This window comes from Paenibacillus sp. 203 (assembly GCF_037027525.1).
In the GTDB taxonomy this organism is placed as follows: Bacteria; Bacillota; Bacilli; order Paenibacillales; family Paenibacillaceae; genus Paenibacillus; species Paenibacillus polymyxa_B.
Map to the genome: position 1 here is coordinate 12162 of NZ_JAXCHD010000008.1, position 14476 is coordinate 26637.

13 protein-coding genes are annotated in these 14476 nt (G+C 48.2%); all 13 read left to right on the forward strand.

The window, feature by feature from the left end; all coding sequences use genetic code 11:
* Positions 1-4: 4 nt before the first annotated feature.
* The 13 genes from purQ (at position 5) to WA407_RS18600 (ending at position 14410) form a co-directional block, all read left to right on the forward strand.
* The gene (gene purQ / locus WA407_RS18540) at positions 5-694 is read left to right on the forward strand and encodes a phosphoribosylformylglycinamidine synthase subunit PurQ (protein ID WP_165179506.1); all 690 of its coding nucleotides are present in this window, start codon (positions 5-7) and stop codon (positions 692-694) included.
* A complete protein-coding gene (gene purL / locus WA407_RS18545) occupies positions 672-2915 on the forward strand; it encodes a phosphoribosylformylglycinamidine synthase subunit PurL (RefSeq protein ID WP_336078022.1) in 2244 nt (747 codons plus the stop codon). Before purQ ends, purL begins: the two co-directional genes overlap by 23 nt.
* A complete protein-coding gene (purF, locus tag WA407_RS18550) occupies positions 2900-4381 on the forward strand; it encodes an amidophosphoribosyltransferase (protein WP_235307271.1) in 1482 nt (493 codons plus the stop codon). The genes purL and purF overlap by 16 nt, the downstream gene beginning before the upstream one ends.
* Positions 4382-4440: 59 nt before the next feature.
* Positions 4441-4635: a hypothetical protein gene (locus WA407_RS18555; protein ID WP_336078025.1), complete on the forward strand. Its 195-nt coding sequence runs from the start codon at positions 4441-4443 to the stop codon at positions 4633-4635.
* A gap of 466 nt (positions 4636-5101) precedes the next feature.
* Entirely contained in the window at positions 5102-6142 is a 1041-nt protein-coding gene (gene purM, locus WA407_RS18560; protein WP_336078026.1) for a phosphoribosylformylglycinamidine cyclo-ligase, read from the forward strand.
* Positions 6142-6756, forward strand: a complete 615-nt coding sequence (gene purN, locus WA407_RS18565; RefSeq protein WP_069012413.1) for a phosphoribosylglycinamide formyltransferase — start codon at positions 6142-6144, stop codon at positions 6754-6756. Before purM ends, purN begins: the two co-directional genes overlap by 1 nt.
* Positions 6757-6886: 130 nt before the next feature.
* Positions 6887-8434 carry a bifunctional phosphoribosylaminoimidazolecarboxamide formyltransferase/IMP cyclohydrolase gene (gene purH / locus WA407_RS18570; RefSeq protein ID WP_235307273.1) on the forward strand — a complete coding sequence of 516 codons (1548 nt, stop codon included), beginning with the start codon at positions 6887-6889 and terminating at the stop codon, positions 8432-8434.
* A 71-nt stretch (positions 8435-8505) separates the two neighbouring features.
* Positions 8506-9771 (forward strand): phosphoribosylamine--glycine ligase, encoded by a 1266-nt coding sequence (purD, locus tag WA407_RS18575; protein WP_061832072.1) that lies wholly within the window; start codon positions 8506-8508, stop codon positions 9769-9771.
* A gap of 216 nt (positions 9772-9987) precedes the next feature.
* Entirely contained in the window at positions 9988-10443 is a 456-nt protein-coding gene (locus tag WA407_RS18580; protein WP_235307274.1) for a DinB family protein, read from the forward strand.
* 411 nt (positions 10444-10854) lie between these two features.
* Positions 10855-11433 carry a TetR/AcrR family transcriptional regulator gene (locus WA407_RS18585; protein ID WP_254329577.1) on the forward strand — a complete coding sequence of 193 codons (579 nt, stop codon included), beginning with the start codon at positions 10855-10857 and terminating at the stop codon, positions 11431-11433.
* Positions 11434-11794: 361 nt separating this feature from the next.
* Entirely contained in the window at positions 11795-12496 is a 702-nt protein-coding gene (locus WA407_RS18590; RefSeq protein WP_025723270.1) for an SDR family oxidoreductase, read from the forward strand.
* On the forward strand, positions 12493-13278 hold the full coding sequence (locus WA407_RS18595) for an SDR family NAD(P)-dependent oxidoreductase (RefSeq protein WP_336078030.1): 786 nt from the start codon (positions 12493-12495) through the stop codon (positions 13276-13278). Before WA407_RS18590 ends, WA407_RS18595 begins: the two co-directional genes overlap by 4 nt.
* A 49-nt stretch (positions 13279-13327) precedes the next feature.
* Complete coding sequence (locus tag WA407_RS18600) at positions 13328-14410, forward strand: alkene reductase (protein WP_235307278.1); 1083 nt, start codon at positions 13328-13330, stop codon at positions 14408-14410.
* The last annotated feature ends 66 nt before the right edge of the window (positions 14411-14476 follow it).

Genomic DNA, 14476 nt, shown 5'->3' on the forward strand with positions numbered 1-14476 from the left:
TTCCATGAAATTTGCAGTTCTGGTTTTTCCGGGCTCCAACTGTGATATTGACTGCTATAAGGCGGTAGAGGACACGGTCGGTGAACCTGTCGATTATGTTTGGCATACTGCGACGGATCTGTCGCCTTATGATTGTATTCTTGTTCCAGGAGGCTTCTCCTACGGGGATTACCTGCGTTGCGGTGCGATTTCCCGGTTTGCTCCGGTGATGAAGGAAGTTGCCAAAGCGGCTGCCGAGGGCAAATATATTTTAGGGATTTGCAACGGATTTCAAATTCTGACCGAAGCCGGGTTGTTGCCAGGGGCTTTACGCCGTAATCTGTCGATGAAATTCCTATGCCGGGATACGGTGTTGCAGGTTGCGAATAACCAAACACCTTTTACAAGAGACTATGCTGCTGGTGAAGAGATCATTATTCCGATCGCCCACGGCGAAGGCAACTATTACTGTGATGATGAGACGCTGGCTCGTTTGCAGGCGAACAATCAGATTGTATTTAAGTATAAAGATAATCCTAATGGTTCCGTGACGGATATTGCAGGGATTTGTAATGAGCAAGGTAATGTGCTGGGCATGATGCCCCACCCGGAACGCGCGGTGGACGCATTGCTCGGGACGGATGATGGCAAACGTATGTTTACATCTATTTTGAACGCTTGGAGGGATCGACATGGCGCAGCAAGTGTCCGCTAAGGAACCGACGGCAGAGCAGGTTGCCGAACATAAACTGTATCAGCAGATGGGTGTATCGGACAGTGAATATGCGTTGATCTGTGAATTCATGGGACGTCAGCCCAATTACACGGAGATAGGCGTGTTCAGTGTCATGTGGTCAGAGCATTGTGCTTACAAAAACTCCAAGCCGCTGCTGCGTCGTTTTCCAACGAGCGGTCCACGAGTTCTGATGGGACCCGGCGAGGGCGCAGGCATTGTAGATATCGGTGACAACCAAGCGGTTGTATTTAAGATCGAAAGTCATAACCATCCATCCGCTGTGGAGCCTTTTCAAGGGGCAGCGACTGGGGTAGGCGGTATCATCCGTGATATTTTCTCCATGGGTGCAAGACCAGTTGCGGTGTTGAACTCTCTGCGTTTTGGCAAGCTGGAGAGCGACCGTGTGAAATATTTGTTTGAGCATGTGGTATCCGGTATTGCGGGATACGGGAACTGTATCGGTATTCCGACTGTAGGCGGCGAGGTCGTATTTGATGAAAGCTACGAAGGCAATCCGCTCGTCAATGCAATGTGTGTCGGACTGATTGACCATGATAAAATCCAGCGTGGTGTTGCTAAAGGGGTCGGTAACCCGGTGTTCTACGTGGGACCGCCGACAGGTCGAGATGGGATTCACGGAGCGACATTCGCATCGGTTGAGCTGACAGAGGAATCTGAAGCGAACCGGACTGCGGTTCAAGTAGGCGATCCTTTTATGGAGAAGCTGGTTATGGAATCATGTCTGGAACTGATCGACAGCGGTATTGTGCTGGGTATTCAGGATATGGGTGCCGCAGGACTTACCTGCTCCAGCGCGGAGATGGCGAGTAAGGCTGGCAACGGCCTGGAGCTGTATCTGGATCAGGTACCGCAGCGTGAAGAGGGCATGACACCTTATGAAATGATGCTGTCCGAATCACAAGAACGGATGCTGTTCGTAGTAGAGCCTAAGGATGAAGCACAGGCACTGGAAATTTTCGAGCGCTGGGGTGTTATTTGTGCCAAGGTCGGTAAAGTGACGGATGACGGTCGTTTGCGTTTGTTCCATCACAATGAAGTGGTCGGAGATATGCCAGTGACCGCGCTGGTTGACGAGTGTCCGATTTATGACAAGCCTTCCGAAGTCCCTGCTTATTATGAGCAAAATGCTGCTATTGACACACTTCGTTATGCAGAAGTGACGGATTTGAACGGTGCGTTGAAAAAGGTGCTGTCATCACCAAGTGTAGCCAGTAAGAAATGGGTATACGAGCAGTATGACTACATGGTACGCACGAGTACAGCCGTTCGTCCGGGATCGGATGCAGCTGTTGTGACTGTACGCGGAACTCGTAAGGGACTTGCCATGACGACAGATTGTAACGGACGTTATGTATATCTTGATCCAGAGGTAGGCGGACGGATTGCAGTCAGCGAAGCAGCGCGTAACATTGTATGCTCCGGCGGCGAGCCGTTGGCAATTACGGATAACCTGAACTTCGGTAACCCTGAAAAGCCGGACATTTTCTGGCAAATGGAAAAAGCCGTGGACGGTATGGCAGAAGCTTGCCGTGTACTGGATACACCTGTCATCGGGGGCAATGTCAGCTTGTACAATGAAAATGCTAAAGGCTCCATCTACCCGACGCCTGTTGTCGGTATGGTAGGTCTGGTACATGATACAGATCATATTACGACACAAGGCTTCAAAGCCGAAGGCGATGTGATTTTTCTGGTAGGGGAAACGAAGGCTGAGCTGGGAGGAAGTGAGTTCCAAGCTGTCGTACACGGTGTATCCGAGGGACGCCCGCCTGAGCTGGATTTGAACGTAGAGAAAAAACTGCTGACTGCGGTACTGGGAGCGATTCAGGGCGGATTGGTACAATCTGCGCATGATTTGGCAGAGGGAGGATTGGCTGTAGCGCTTGCGGAATCTGGGATTAGCAGCGGATTGGGAGCACAGGTCAACGTAGAAACGACTTTGCGTCCTGACCATGCTTTGTTTAGCGAAAGCCAATCCCGTATTTTGTTATCTGCATCGCCGGATAAAGCGTCTGCTCTGGAAGCACATCTGCGTGGTTTGGAAGTGCCAGTTACTGTATTAGGAAAAGTTGAAGGATCACAATTGACAGTTGAGGTGAACGGACAACCTGCTTTGAACGAGGCAGTCGCCAGTTTGAAGCAAATCTGGGAGGATGTCATTCCATGTCTGATGAAATAACAGCACGGACGTTGTGGACTGGAGATTATTATAATGAAGGCTCTGGTAAAGAGGGGCTGTTTGATAAATTAAAAGAGGAATGCGGCGTGTTTGGAGTGTATAGGCACTCCGATGCGGCTTCCCTAGCATATTACGGATTGCATGCACTCCAGCATCGCGGGGAGGAAAGTGCAGGCATCTGTGTGAGCAGTGGCGACGAGTTCCATTATCATCGTGGAATGGGGCTTGTAAAAGAAGTATTCAATAAAGATTTGATGGCTTCGCTGACAGGCGATATTGCCATAGGACATGTGCGCTACTCGACAAGTGGAGACAGTAAGCTAACGAATGCACAGCCTTTGGTGTTCAAGTATCGTGATGGCGATCTAGCGGTAGCTACGAACGGGAATATTGTGAATGCTTTGCAAATCCGGCATGAGCTGGAGCAGGGCGGGTCTATTTTTCAAACGACCAGCGATACAGAAGTAGTGGCGCATTTGATCGCACGATCATCCAAGGATTTAGTGGAGGCCGCGAAAGATGCATTGAAGCGTATTGTCGGCGGATTTGCCTTTCTGATTATGACCAACGATAAACTGCTGGTCGCTTCTGATCCCAATGGCTTGCGTCCGTTGACGATGGGCAGATTAGGTGATGCATATTTGTTTGCTTCTGAAACCTGTGCTTTGGAAACGATTGGAGCAGAGCTATTGCGCGATATCGAGCCGGGTGAAATGTTGGTATTGGACAAAAATGGTCTGCATGAAGACCGTTACAGTGAAGGCAAGCATCGTAAAGCACTGTGCGCGATGGAATATATTTATTTTGCTCGTCCTGACAGTGATTTGAATGGTTCCAATCTTCATGCTGCGCGCAAAAGAATGGGTAGCCAGATGGCGCTGGAAGCTTTTGTCGATGCGGATCTGGTGACAGGAGTGCCGGATTCCAGTATTTCGGCTGCGATTGGTTATGCTGAGCAAACAGGTATTCCTTATGAGCTGGGTATGATTAAAAATAAATACACTGGACGTACCTTCATTCAGCCGAGTCAGGAGCTACGCGAGCAGGGTGTGAAAATGAAGCTGAGCGCTGTACGACGTGTTGTTGAAGGTAAACGAGTCATTATGATCGACGATTCTATCGTCCGGGGCACTACCTCCCGCCGAATCGTGAATATGCTGCGTGATGCGGGAGCGTTGGAGGTACATGTACGTATTACCTCGCCGCCTTTCAAAAACCCGTGCTTCTATGGTATTGATACGCCGGATCGCCGGGAGCTGATTGCTTCATCCAAAACCGTCGAGGAAATTCGTGAGGAAATTAACGCCGACTCGCTCTACTTTATGAGCGCCGAGGGGTTGATTGCCGCTGTAGGTGGATATAACGAACAGGATTACAAAGGCGGCTTGTGCCTAGCCTGTTTCGATAATGATTACCCGACTCAAGTAGATTTCAAAGGTGAAGAAAAGTTCGGATGTAGTTGTTGAGAAAAGGGAACAAAAGAGGTGCATGAGCAAGTGATGGTGGTTCTGAGGGGGCACTCCGCGTGTGGAAGGTTCTTCCGATCGCTGTTGCCGCTGGATTCCTGGATTGGAATAACCCCTTACAGGGTTGGAATCCAGCGGCAAAGGCGAACGCTTCGCTTCTCCAGAATCCTTCCACCCGCTCCGTTCCTCAGATGTGCAGCATTTTGCAGCAGTGCCTGTACCTCTTTGGTTCCCACCGGGAAGAGGATAGGTAAGGTCGTTAAAAACTCATGGCATAACTATTTCATGCCATGAGTTTTTAACGGAGCGGTGACTCATAAAAAGTCACCCTGCTCTTATAAGAAGGTTGAGCAAGCGAAGCGAAGCTCAAAAGCAGGCAAGGCGAAGCTGCCTGCCTCAAAGGGCAAAGAAGCGAGCCGCTCGTAGGCGCCGCTCACTTCTTTGCCCGGCACGTCCCCGCCTTTGCGAAGCAAACAGTCCGGGACGTGCCCCGCCGCCTCTATTCAAGGCGGCCACGCACTAAAGCGTGTCCTTTGTATCCGTGGGCATAGCCCACGAATACAAAGGACAACACGCGACTCACAGCACGAACCACCACCAAGCAGCACCCAACCTTACACATCTGACCGACTCTTGAGGGGTCCAGGGGGAGCAGCCCCATGGAATCCTCCCTGTTAGGGAGGACTTAGGAGGGTCAATCATTTGAAGGAGTGTTCATGAATGTCCGAAGCATACAAAAACGCAGGGGTAGATATCGCTGCCGGTAATGAAGCAGTAGAACGGATGAAAAAGCACGTTAAACGTACCTTCCGTCCCGAAGTGCTGACGGACTTGGGCGGATTCGGTGCATTGTTCGGCCTGAATAAGGATAAGTACGAGGAGCCTGTACTCGTTTCCGGTACCGATGGTGTCGGCACGAAGCTGAAGCTTGCTTTCGCAATGGATCGTCATGACACCATTGGTATTGACGCGGTTGCGATGTGTGTAAACGACATTGTCGTCGGGGGAGCGGAGCCACTTTTTTTTCTGGATTACCTCGCTTGTGACAAGGTTGTGCCCGAGAAAATTGAAGCTATAGTCGCTGGAATCGCAGAGGGATGCCATCAATCGGGCTGTGCGCTGGTCGGCGGTGAAACCGCAGAAATGCCAGGGATGTATAGCGAGGGTGAATATGATATTGCCGGATTCACGGTAGGGATTGTAGATAAAAGCAAAATTATCAACGGTAGCTCCATTGCTCCCGGAGACACAGTGATCGGTCTGGCCTCCAGTGGAGTTCACAGTAACGGCTTCTCACTGGTGCGCAAGCTGTTATTGGAACAGCAGGGTTATGATTTGCATGATGAAATCGAAGGCTTGAACGGCAAACTGGGCGATGTACTGCTGGAGCCGACGAAAATTTACGTGAAATCTGTTTTGGCATTGCTGGACAAGGTAAAAGTAAAAGGCATGGCGCATATCACAGGTGGCGGTTTTATTGAAAATATCCCTAGAGTGTTACCGGATCACGTCAATGTGGATATAGAATACGGCACTTGGCCGATTTTGCCAATCTTCCAGCTCATGCAGGAAAAAGGCGTAATCTCCAACAAAGACATGTTCACAACCTTTAATATGGGTATTGGGATGGTAATCGTTGTAGGCGAAGAGCATGCACAGACTGCACTGGAAGTTCTGAAGGAACAGGGCGAAGCCGCATATGTGATCGGAAAAGTAACGGAAGGCAGTTCTATCGTGACCTTTACGGGAGCAGAGGTGTAATGAACGAGTACCGGATTGCTGTTTTTGCATCAGGCGAAGGGACGAATTTTCAGTCATTGGTGGATGCGGCTGCGCGAGGAGAACTGGGTGGCGCCTCGGTAGAATTGCTCATCTGTGACAAGCCTGCGGCTCCTGCCGTAGCTAGAGCCCAGAAAGCTGGAATTGCGTGCCATACTTTTCGACCCAAGGAATATCCTTCTCGAGAAGACTATGAGCGTGAATTGGTGGCTTTACTGGAGCAGAAATCGATTGATCTCATCGTGTTAGCTGGCTACATGCGTTTGCTATCCAGCGTCATGGTCGATGCCTACGCAGGAAAAATTATTAATATTCATCCGTCACTACTTCCGGCATTTCCAGGGAAAGATGCTGTTGGACAGGCATTGACCTATGGGGTCAAGGTAAGTGGCGTTACCGTTCATTTTGTGGATGGGGGCATGGACACGGGAGCCATTATTGCCCAGCGTGTCGTGGAAGTTGACGACCATGATACAGCGGAATCCTTATCCGCAGCCATTCAATCCGTGGAACGCCAGCTATATCCAGAGGTAGTTGGCAAATTGGCCCAAGGTAAAATCCAATTAAATGGTCGCAAAGTGATTTCACTTCTCTAAGAATGATTGTAATTTGTCATATCATTGTCATATCAAGGATGCTGTACAGGCATTTTCCGATATTTCTCGGGAAATAAAATGATAAAAGAGAATTTTGCAAAATTCTGAAAGAGCTAAAGGAGGAGACAGGGTGAGTATTAAAAGAGCGCTCGTCAGCGTATCGGATAAGCGGGGGATCGTGGAATTTTGCCGCGAGTTGTCCAAATTGGGTGTGGAGATCGTTTCGACAGGGGGAACGAGCAGCTTGTTGTCGAAGGAGGGCATTCCCGTCATCGGCATTTCAGAGATAACGGGTTTTCCTGAAATTATGGATGGACGTGTAAAAACACTCCACCCTGCGGTACACAGCGGCTTGCTGGCTGTTCGGGATAATGAAGAGCATCAGCGTCAGATGAAAGAACTTGGATTGGGTTATATTGATCTGGTCGTTGTGAATCTGTATCCTTTTGCGGAAACGATCGCCAAACCCGGTGTAACTTATGAGGACGCGATTGAAAATATCGACATCGGCGGTCCAACGATGCTTCGTTCTGCGGCAAAAAATCATGCTTTTGTCAGTGTGGTAGTCGATGCTGATGACTATAGCACAGTGTTGGAGGAAATTCGTAAGGATGGCGATACGGAACTGAATACCCGTAAGCGTTTGGCCGCAAAAGTTTTCCGTCATACGGCGTCATACGACGCTTTGATATCCGATTATTTGTCGAATGTGACAGGCGAGCCGTTGCCTGAGCGTTACACTGTAACCTATGAAAAAATTCAGGATTTGCGTTATGGCGAAAATCCACATCAGCAGGCGGCATTTTACCGTGAGCCATTGGCGGCAAAGGGTACGCTGACAACAGCGAAACAACTTCACGGCAAAGAGCTGTCTTACAATAACATCAATGATGCTAATGCCGCTTTGCAAATCGTCAAAGAATTCAGCGAACCTACCGTAGTAGCAGTTAAGCATATGAATCCTTGTGGTGTGGGGATTGGCGGAAGTATTTATGAAGCGTACAGCAAGGCGTATGCAGCTGATCCAACCTCGATTTTCGGTGGCATCGTAGCGGCTAACCGGATTATTGATGGTGATACAGCGAATAAGCTGAGTGAGATCTTTTTGGAAATTGTACTGGCACCGGGCTTTACGAAAGAAGCATTGGAGACTTTAACGAAAAAGAAAAATATTCGTTTGCTTGATCTGGGTGAGCTTTCCCGGTCTGAACAGGCAGAGAGCCGTTTCGTCGTGACTTCCATTGAAGGTGGTATGGTAGTTCAGCAAAATGACATTCACGCTGTAGACTCGGATGCACTTACAGTTGTAACGGAGCGGGCACCATCCGAGGAAGAACTGAGACAGCTTTTGTTTAGCTGGAAAGTGGTTAAGCATGTGAAATCCAACGCCATCGTACTGGCGGCAGATAATATGACCATTGGCGTAGGCGCAGGACAAATGAACCGTGTCGGCGCGGCCAAGATTGCTATCGAGCAGGCCGGTGACAAAGCAAAAGGTGCCGTACTGGCATCCGATGCATTTTTTCCGATGGGCGATACGTTGGAGTTGGCAGCTAAAGCAGGCATCACAGCAGTTATTCAGCCGGGCGGCTCCATCAAAGACGAAGAGTCCATCAAGGTTGCAAACGAATACGGCATTGCCATGGTCTTTACAGGCGTACGTCATTTCAAGCACTAACTTGTATGAGTTGAGGATGCAGCAGCATTTTCACCTGAACAATCTTAATGGGAGCGGGAGGAAACACCTGAATGGATATTTTGGTTATCGGAGGGGGCGGCCGCGAACATGCAATTGTGTGGGCGCTGAAGAAAAGCCCCAAGGCCGGGCAAATCTATTGCGCACCAGGCAATGCTGGTATCGGACAGTTAGCGGAGTGCGTGCCGATTCCGGTGAGTGACTTTGACGCGCTGACAGAACTGGCGGAATCCAAAAAGGTAGGACTTGTCGTGGTTGGTCCCGATGATCCGCTGGCAGATGGTATTGTGGATGCTTTTGAAGCGAAAGGCATTCCAGTATTCGGACCGCGTAAAAATGCAGCGGAAATTGAAGGCAGCAAAATCTTCATGAAGGATTTGCTCCATAAATATCATATTCCGACAGCAACCTATCGCAAGTTTTATACTTACGAGGAAGCACATGCATACTTGAAGGAACAACCGATTCCGGTTGTCATTAAGGCAGACGGACTCGCGGCAGGCAAAGGGGTAACGGTCGCTTACTCAATGGAGGAAGCGGAAAAGGCTCTCTCTGACATTATGGTGACCAAGGTGTTTGGTGAAGCCGGGGCACAGGTCGTGATCGAGGAGTTTCTGGCTGGTCAGGAAATGTCGATTCTCTCCTTTGTCGACGGCGAAACGGTTCGTCCGATGGCCGCGGCCCAAGACCACAAGCCCATTTTTGATGGTGACAAAGGGCCGAATACAGGTGGCATGGGTACGTATTCTCCGTTGCCTCACATAGCCAATTCTATTATTGAGGAAGCAATTGAGACGATCATCAAGCCGACGGCCAAGGCCATGGTTGCTGAAGGGCGTCCATTCCGAGGTGTATTATTTGCCGGATTGATGATTTCGCCGGATGGCAAGCCAAAGACCATTGAGTTTAATGCACGTTTCGGTGATCCGGAAACTCAAGTGGTTCTGCCTCGTTTAAAATCCGATCTGCTCGATATTTTTCTTGCTGCTGTAAATGGCACGCTGGATCAGGTGGAGATCGAGTGGAAGGATGAAGCGGCGGTATGTGTGGTGCTGGCATCTGGAGGTTATCCTGGAGCTTACGCCAAAGGTGTACCTATCCACGGATTGGAACAGGTAGACGAAGCTATCGTGTTCCATGCTGGAACGGGCATCAACGAACAGGGTGAGTGGGTAACGAACGGCGGACGTGTATTAGGTGTGGTCGGCTTGGGACGTGATATTGCCGGGGCACGGAACAAAGCTTACGAACAGGCGGATCGTATTACCTTTGAAGGTAAACAAAACCGTACGGACATTGCGGCAAAAGCATTGCTGTAGCAGCGATATAAAGGATAAAGAGAATCTCTGTGGAGGTTCTCTTTTTGTTCAAAGGAAATAAAGTTGTAGACTGAGAAAATAAAGCGTTTTCTTAGTGCTTGGTTTACAGCAACAAGGAATTCACCCAAAAAAGGTTGTTTTAGTTCATTCAAATGATTAAACTAACGGTTAATAGTAGGTTCAAGTAATTGATGAGATGAAGAGGGGGAAACCGAAATGAAGACGATCAAGTGCATGATGGACCACCTGTACTGGGCGGACGGACGCATCTTGGACGCGCTCGAGGAGAGTGAGACGAAGAACAAGGAACTTCTGAAGCTGGTTCGGCACGTCGCGGTCGCGGAACGAGTCTGGCTGTCCCGATTGCAGGGCAAGGGTAGCGCGCAATATTCGTTGTGGGAGGAAGCAGAAGACCTGACGGCGATTCGGACGATATTCGAAGAAAACGCCGAACAATATCGCGTCTATATCGAAGGGCTCGAGGAATCCGAGTTGGACGAGATGATCGACTATGCGAACCAGAGCGGGGTTCCGTTCCGAACGTCCGTCCGGGACATCCTGTCGCAGGTCCTCTTACATGGTCAATATCACCGGGGACAGATCAACCGGTCGCTTCGGATCGAATCGGCAGAGCCTGCCCAAGTCGATTACATCACGTTCGCGAGGCTCTAACAGAGCCTAATAATCACCTTTACTCGGAATGGGATTGGCATGAACGACGGGTACGATAGCTCAACAAATTGCTTTTACCATATAAGAGCAACAAGCTAATGTATATTAGCAGACGATGGTGTTTTATAAGTGATAAGAACCTACACTGCCTTATTTAGGATCAAAGAGAGCCCATACCCTTATAAATTGGAAAATTAATTTGCTTCCAAATACGGTTATGGGCTTATTTACTTTTCATAAGCACTACATTAGACTGCCGGTACTTGTTTAAGCTAACGGGCAGGGGAGTTACAATATGTAGAATTGTAGGATAACCAACTCGATGGAAATATTATGTCATTCAAAAAGAGCATAACGATTCTTTACTGATCGTTCTCAATATGTTATATTAATTGAGGGAGGGAGATTGGAATGGCGAGAAGCAAGGAGTTTGAAGAGAAAGAAGTCTTGGATAAGGCGATGCGGCTCTTTTGGGAGCAGGGATACGAGAAAACGTCCATGACCGAGTTGGTTGAGCATATGGGTATTCATCGAAGAAGTTTGTATGATACTTTTGGAGATAAGCATAGTCTGTTCCTGAAAGCGATGGATTGGTTTGACGACAAAATCATCGCCGCACTTGCAGGAGGGGTTAAACGATCCAAGACCGCATCGGAGGCATTACAGTTTATTTTTAGCTTCATGATCGACGGGGATGAGGACTCGCCAGCCGGCTGCTTAATGGTGAATTCGGCCGTAGAATTGGCGGCGCGTGACGTCGAGGTGGACAACAAGTCCACGAAAGCATTCACGACAGCAGAGCAATTGCTCAGGGAGATTATTCTTTGGGGACAACGTGACGGTGAATTCACCTCCACATACAATGCTGAGGAATTGGCGGAATACCTGCATAATGTATGGATTGGGTTAAGGGTAATGGCAAGAACCTCGGCTTCCAGAGAAAAGCTTCACCGTATTACTCATATTTCGATGAAGTTCCTGGAAGAATAAGGGTAATTGTGGTAGTCAGTTCAGATGTGAAGTGTCCCTTCTGCTAATCCATGCTCTTTGCGATCGAGTTATCTTACGCCTATTTTAGAATGAACATTCTAAAAACGCCGAAAGAAGCTCTAAAGCATAGTTTACAATGAAGTTTATCAGCGCAGTTAAAACAACAAACAACACAACACATAAAAACAACAGAGTAAGGCACTCAGCATTTTTTTTAACGATTTTGAGAGTGACCGTTCTCGTTAGAAAACAAGTATCGAGTAAAACTCGCTTACCGTAATTACTACGTATCAAAACGCAGACCAAATAGCTTCAAGAAAACAATTTCATAAACAAAATACAATAAAAGGAGCACATGAAAATGAATATTTCTCAACAAGTTGCATTTGTCACTGGCGCGAACCGAGGTTTTGGTCGCCATCTTGCCCTTGAACTTCTATCCAGAGGGGCTAAGGTGTATGCCGGAGCAAGAAATCCGCAGTCCATTGACATTCCCGGTGCAATTCCTGTAAAGCTTGATATTACGAACCCTCAAGAGGTAGCGGCAGCTGCTATGGCCGCTCAAGATGTTACGCTTCTGATCAACAATGCAGGCTCGGCTACAGGAGCTACTTTGCTTGACGGTGATCTCGATCAAATACAGTTGGAATTTAATACGCACTTCTTTGGCACATTATCCATGATTCGCAATTTCGCACCTATTCTTATTAATAATGGTGGGGGATCCATACTGAATATCCTTTCCGCATTATCATGGTTCAGTAGTGGCGGGAGTGAAGGCGCTTATTCGGCTGCAAAGGCGGCTGCGTGGGCAATGACGAACGAGTTACGCTTAAATCTGTATCCTCAAAATGTGAGAGTAGCTGGCTTGCATGTGGGCTTTATGGATACAGACATGACGTCAGGCGTTGAAGCTCCGAAGTCCAACCCTGCTGATATTGCAAAAATTGCAATTGATGGAATAGAGTCCGATAGCTTTGAAATTCTTGCTGATGAACCGAGCCGTCAACTCCAGCGTGCTCTCGCTGGCGGTGTAGCTGCTATTTACCCACAGCTTAAATGATGAGCAAAACTGTACTAATTACCGGAGCGTCGGGCGGAATTGGAAAAGAGCTGGCGGATCGTTTCGCCAAAGACGGATACGATTTGGTGCTGGTCGCACGCAGCGAGGACAAGCTCGTGGATCTCGCGAGGGAATATCGGAAAAAGTACCGTGTCCAAACGACATACATCGCCAAAGATGTTGCATTACCTGGCGTGGCAGAGGAAATCTACAGGGAGCTTAAAGAAAAAGGGATCACCGTCGACTTTCTTGTTAATAATGCGGGCTTCGGCTTGTACGGGGAATTCTTGGAGACACAGTTGGAGCAAGAGATGAATATGATCGACATTAATATCAAGGCTCTGACTGTAATGACTAAGGTGTTCTTACCGGATATGGTCAAAAGGCAGCAAGGGGGCGTGCTAAATGTGGCTTCGTTGGTGGCTTTTTTTCCTGGACCACTGATGGCAGTTTACTATGCGACAAAAGCGTACGTAATATCGTTCACTGAGGCTTTGGAAAATGAGCTGCGGGGCACAGGCGTGACTGTGTCCGCACTCTGTCCGGGAGCGACAGCGACTGGCTTTGTCGATCGTGCTGGGCTAGCCACCTCAAAGCTGTTTAGAAGCGGCGTCATGGAGGTTGGGCAGGTGGCTGACATAGGATATCGCGAATTCTTGCGGGGCAAGACTTTAATCATAACAGGGGGGCGCAACAAGTTCATGGCGTTCTTGCCGCGGTTGCTGCCTCGCAAGCTCATGACAAATGCGGTCAGATCCGCACAGGCTAAAGTGGAGCGATAATCGAAAGACATTGGAGTTAATAAACTCAATTCAAAGAGGGGGTTTTAAAATGGAAAAACTGTGGAGCAAAACGAAAATTGGCAACCTGGAATTACCTCATCGGTTAGCGATGGCACCAATGACACGTAGTAGAGCGCAAGAGGATGGTACGCCGGGAGAGCTAACTTCCCATTATTATGCTCAAAGAGCATCGATGGGTTTAATTATTACTGAAGGCACACAACCTTCTGATGATGGTCAAGGTTACTTAAGGTCACCGGGCATCTATACGGAAAAGCATATTGAAGGTTGGAAAAAGGTTACGGATGCGGTACATGAAGAAGGTGGATTTATATTTATCCAATTAATGCATGTCGGTCGTGTGTCGCACCCCGACAATACACCACATCATCGTCAACCCGTTGCACCATCTGCGATCGCACCCGGTGTAGAAATGTTTACGGCTAAAGGGATGCAGGAAATACCCGTTCCAAGAGAGTTAAGTGAAGAAAATATCCAGACGACAATTGCAGACTTCCGGAAAGCAGCAGCGGCAGCTATTAAAGCAGGAGCCGACGGCGTTGAAATTCATGGAGCAAATGGTTATCTGATTAATCAATTTATTGGGGAGAATTCTAATATACGATCGGATAAATACGGTGGATCGATAGAGAACCGTGCTCGCTTTGCAATTGAAGTAACGAAAGCAATCGTTGAAGAAATTGGAGCAGAACGAACAGGCTTCCGTATTTCGCCGGGAACACCTCTTAACGGAATTGATGAGGGCGAACACAGTCTTGAAGTTTATCTTCACCTTGTAAAAGAATTAGCTCAATATAATTTAGCTTACCTCCATGTTATGCATTTAGGGAACGAAACACTGCTCCGTGAAATTCGCAACATCTGGCCAAATCCATTATTAGTCAATAGAGCTGGACGGGCTCTAGAAGATCTTAGTGTAGATATTGATAATGGCCTTGCTGATATGGCGCCAGTCGGGGTATGGTCATTAGCTAATCCGGACTTAGTTGAACGCCTTAAAGAAGGCTTTCCTTTGAATGAAGCAGATCGTAAAACATTGTACTCTGGTAACGGAAGCGAGGGTTACACAGATTATCCTACGATGAAAGAACTTCAATCTCAACATCAGTAAAGAATAACATGGATATTGCTTTATGATGGCGTACAAGTTAAAGTACGCCATCAATTTTTCCAATAA

Bases quoted from the DNA above. Each gene is read 5' to 3' on its own strand.
- purQ (WP_165179506.1), top strand. From the start codon at position 5: ATGAAATTTGCAGTTCTGGTTTTTCCGGGCTCCAACTGTGATATTGAC.
- purL (WP_336078022.1), top strand. From the start codon at position 672: ATGGCGCAGCAAGTGTCCGCTAAGGAACCGACGGCAGAGCAGGTTGCC.
- purF (WP_235307271.1), top strand. From the start codon at position 2,900: ATGTCTGATGAAATAACAGCACGGACGTTGTGGACTGGAGATTATTAT.
- purM (WP_336078026.1), top strand. From the start codon at position 5,102: ATGTCCGAAGCATACAAAAACGCAGGGGTAGATATCGCTGCCGGTAAT.
- purN (WP_069012413.1), top strand. From the start codon at position 6,142: ATGAACGAGTACCGGATTGCTGTTTTTGCATCAGGCGAAGGGACGAAT.
- purD (WP_061832072.1), top strand. From the start codon at position 8,506: ATGGATATTTTGGTTATCGGAGGGGGCGGCCGCGAACATGCAATTGTG.
- WA407_RS18580 (WP_235307274.1), top strand. From the start codon at position 9,988: ATGAAGACGATCAAGTGCATGATGGACCACCTGTACTGGGCGGACGGA.
- WA407_RS18585 (WP_254329577.1), top strand. From the start codon at position 10,855: ATGGCGAGAAGCAAGGAGTTTGAAGAGAAAGAAGTCTTGGATAAGGCG.
- WA407_RS18590 (WP_025723270.1), top strand. From the start codon at position 11,795: ATGAATATTTCTCAACAAGTTGCATTTGTCACTGGCGCGAACCGAGGT.
- WA407_RS18595 (WP_336078030.1), top strand. From the start codon at position 12,493: ATGATGAGCAAAACTGTACTAATTACCGGAGCGTCGGGCGGAATTGGA.
- WA407_RS18600 (WP_235307278.1), top strand. From the start codon at position 13,328: ATGGAAAAACTGTGGAGCAAAACGAAAATTGGCAACCTGGAATTACCT.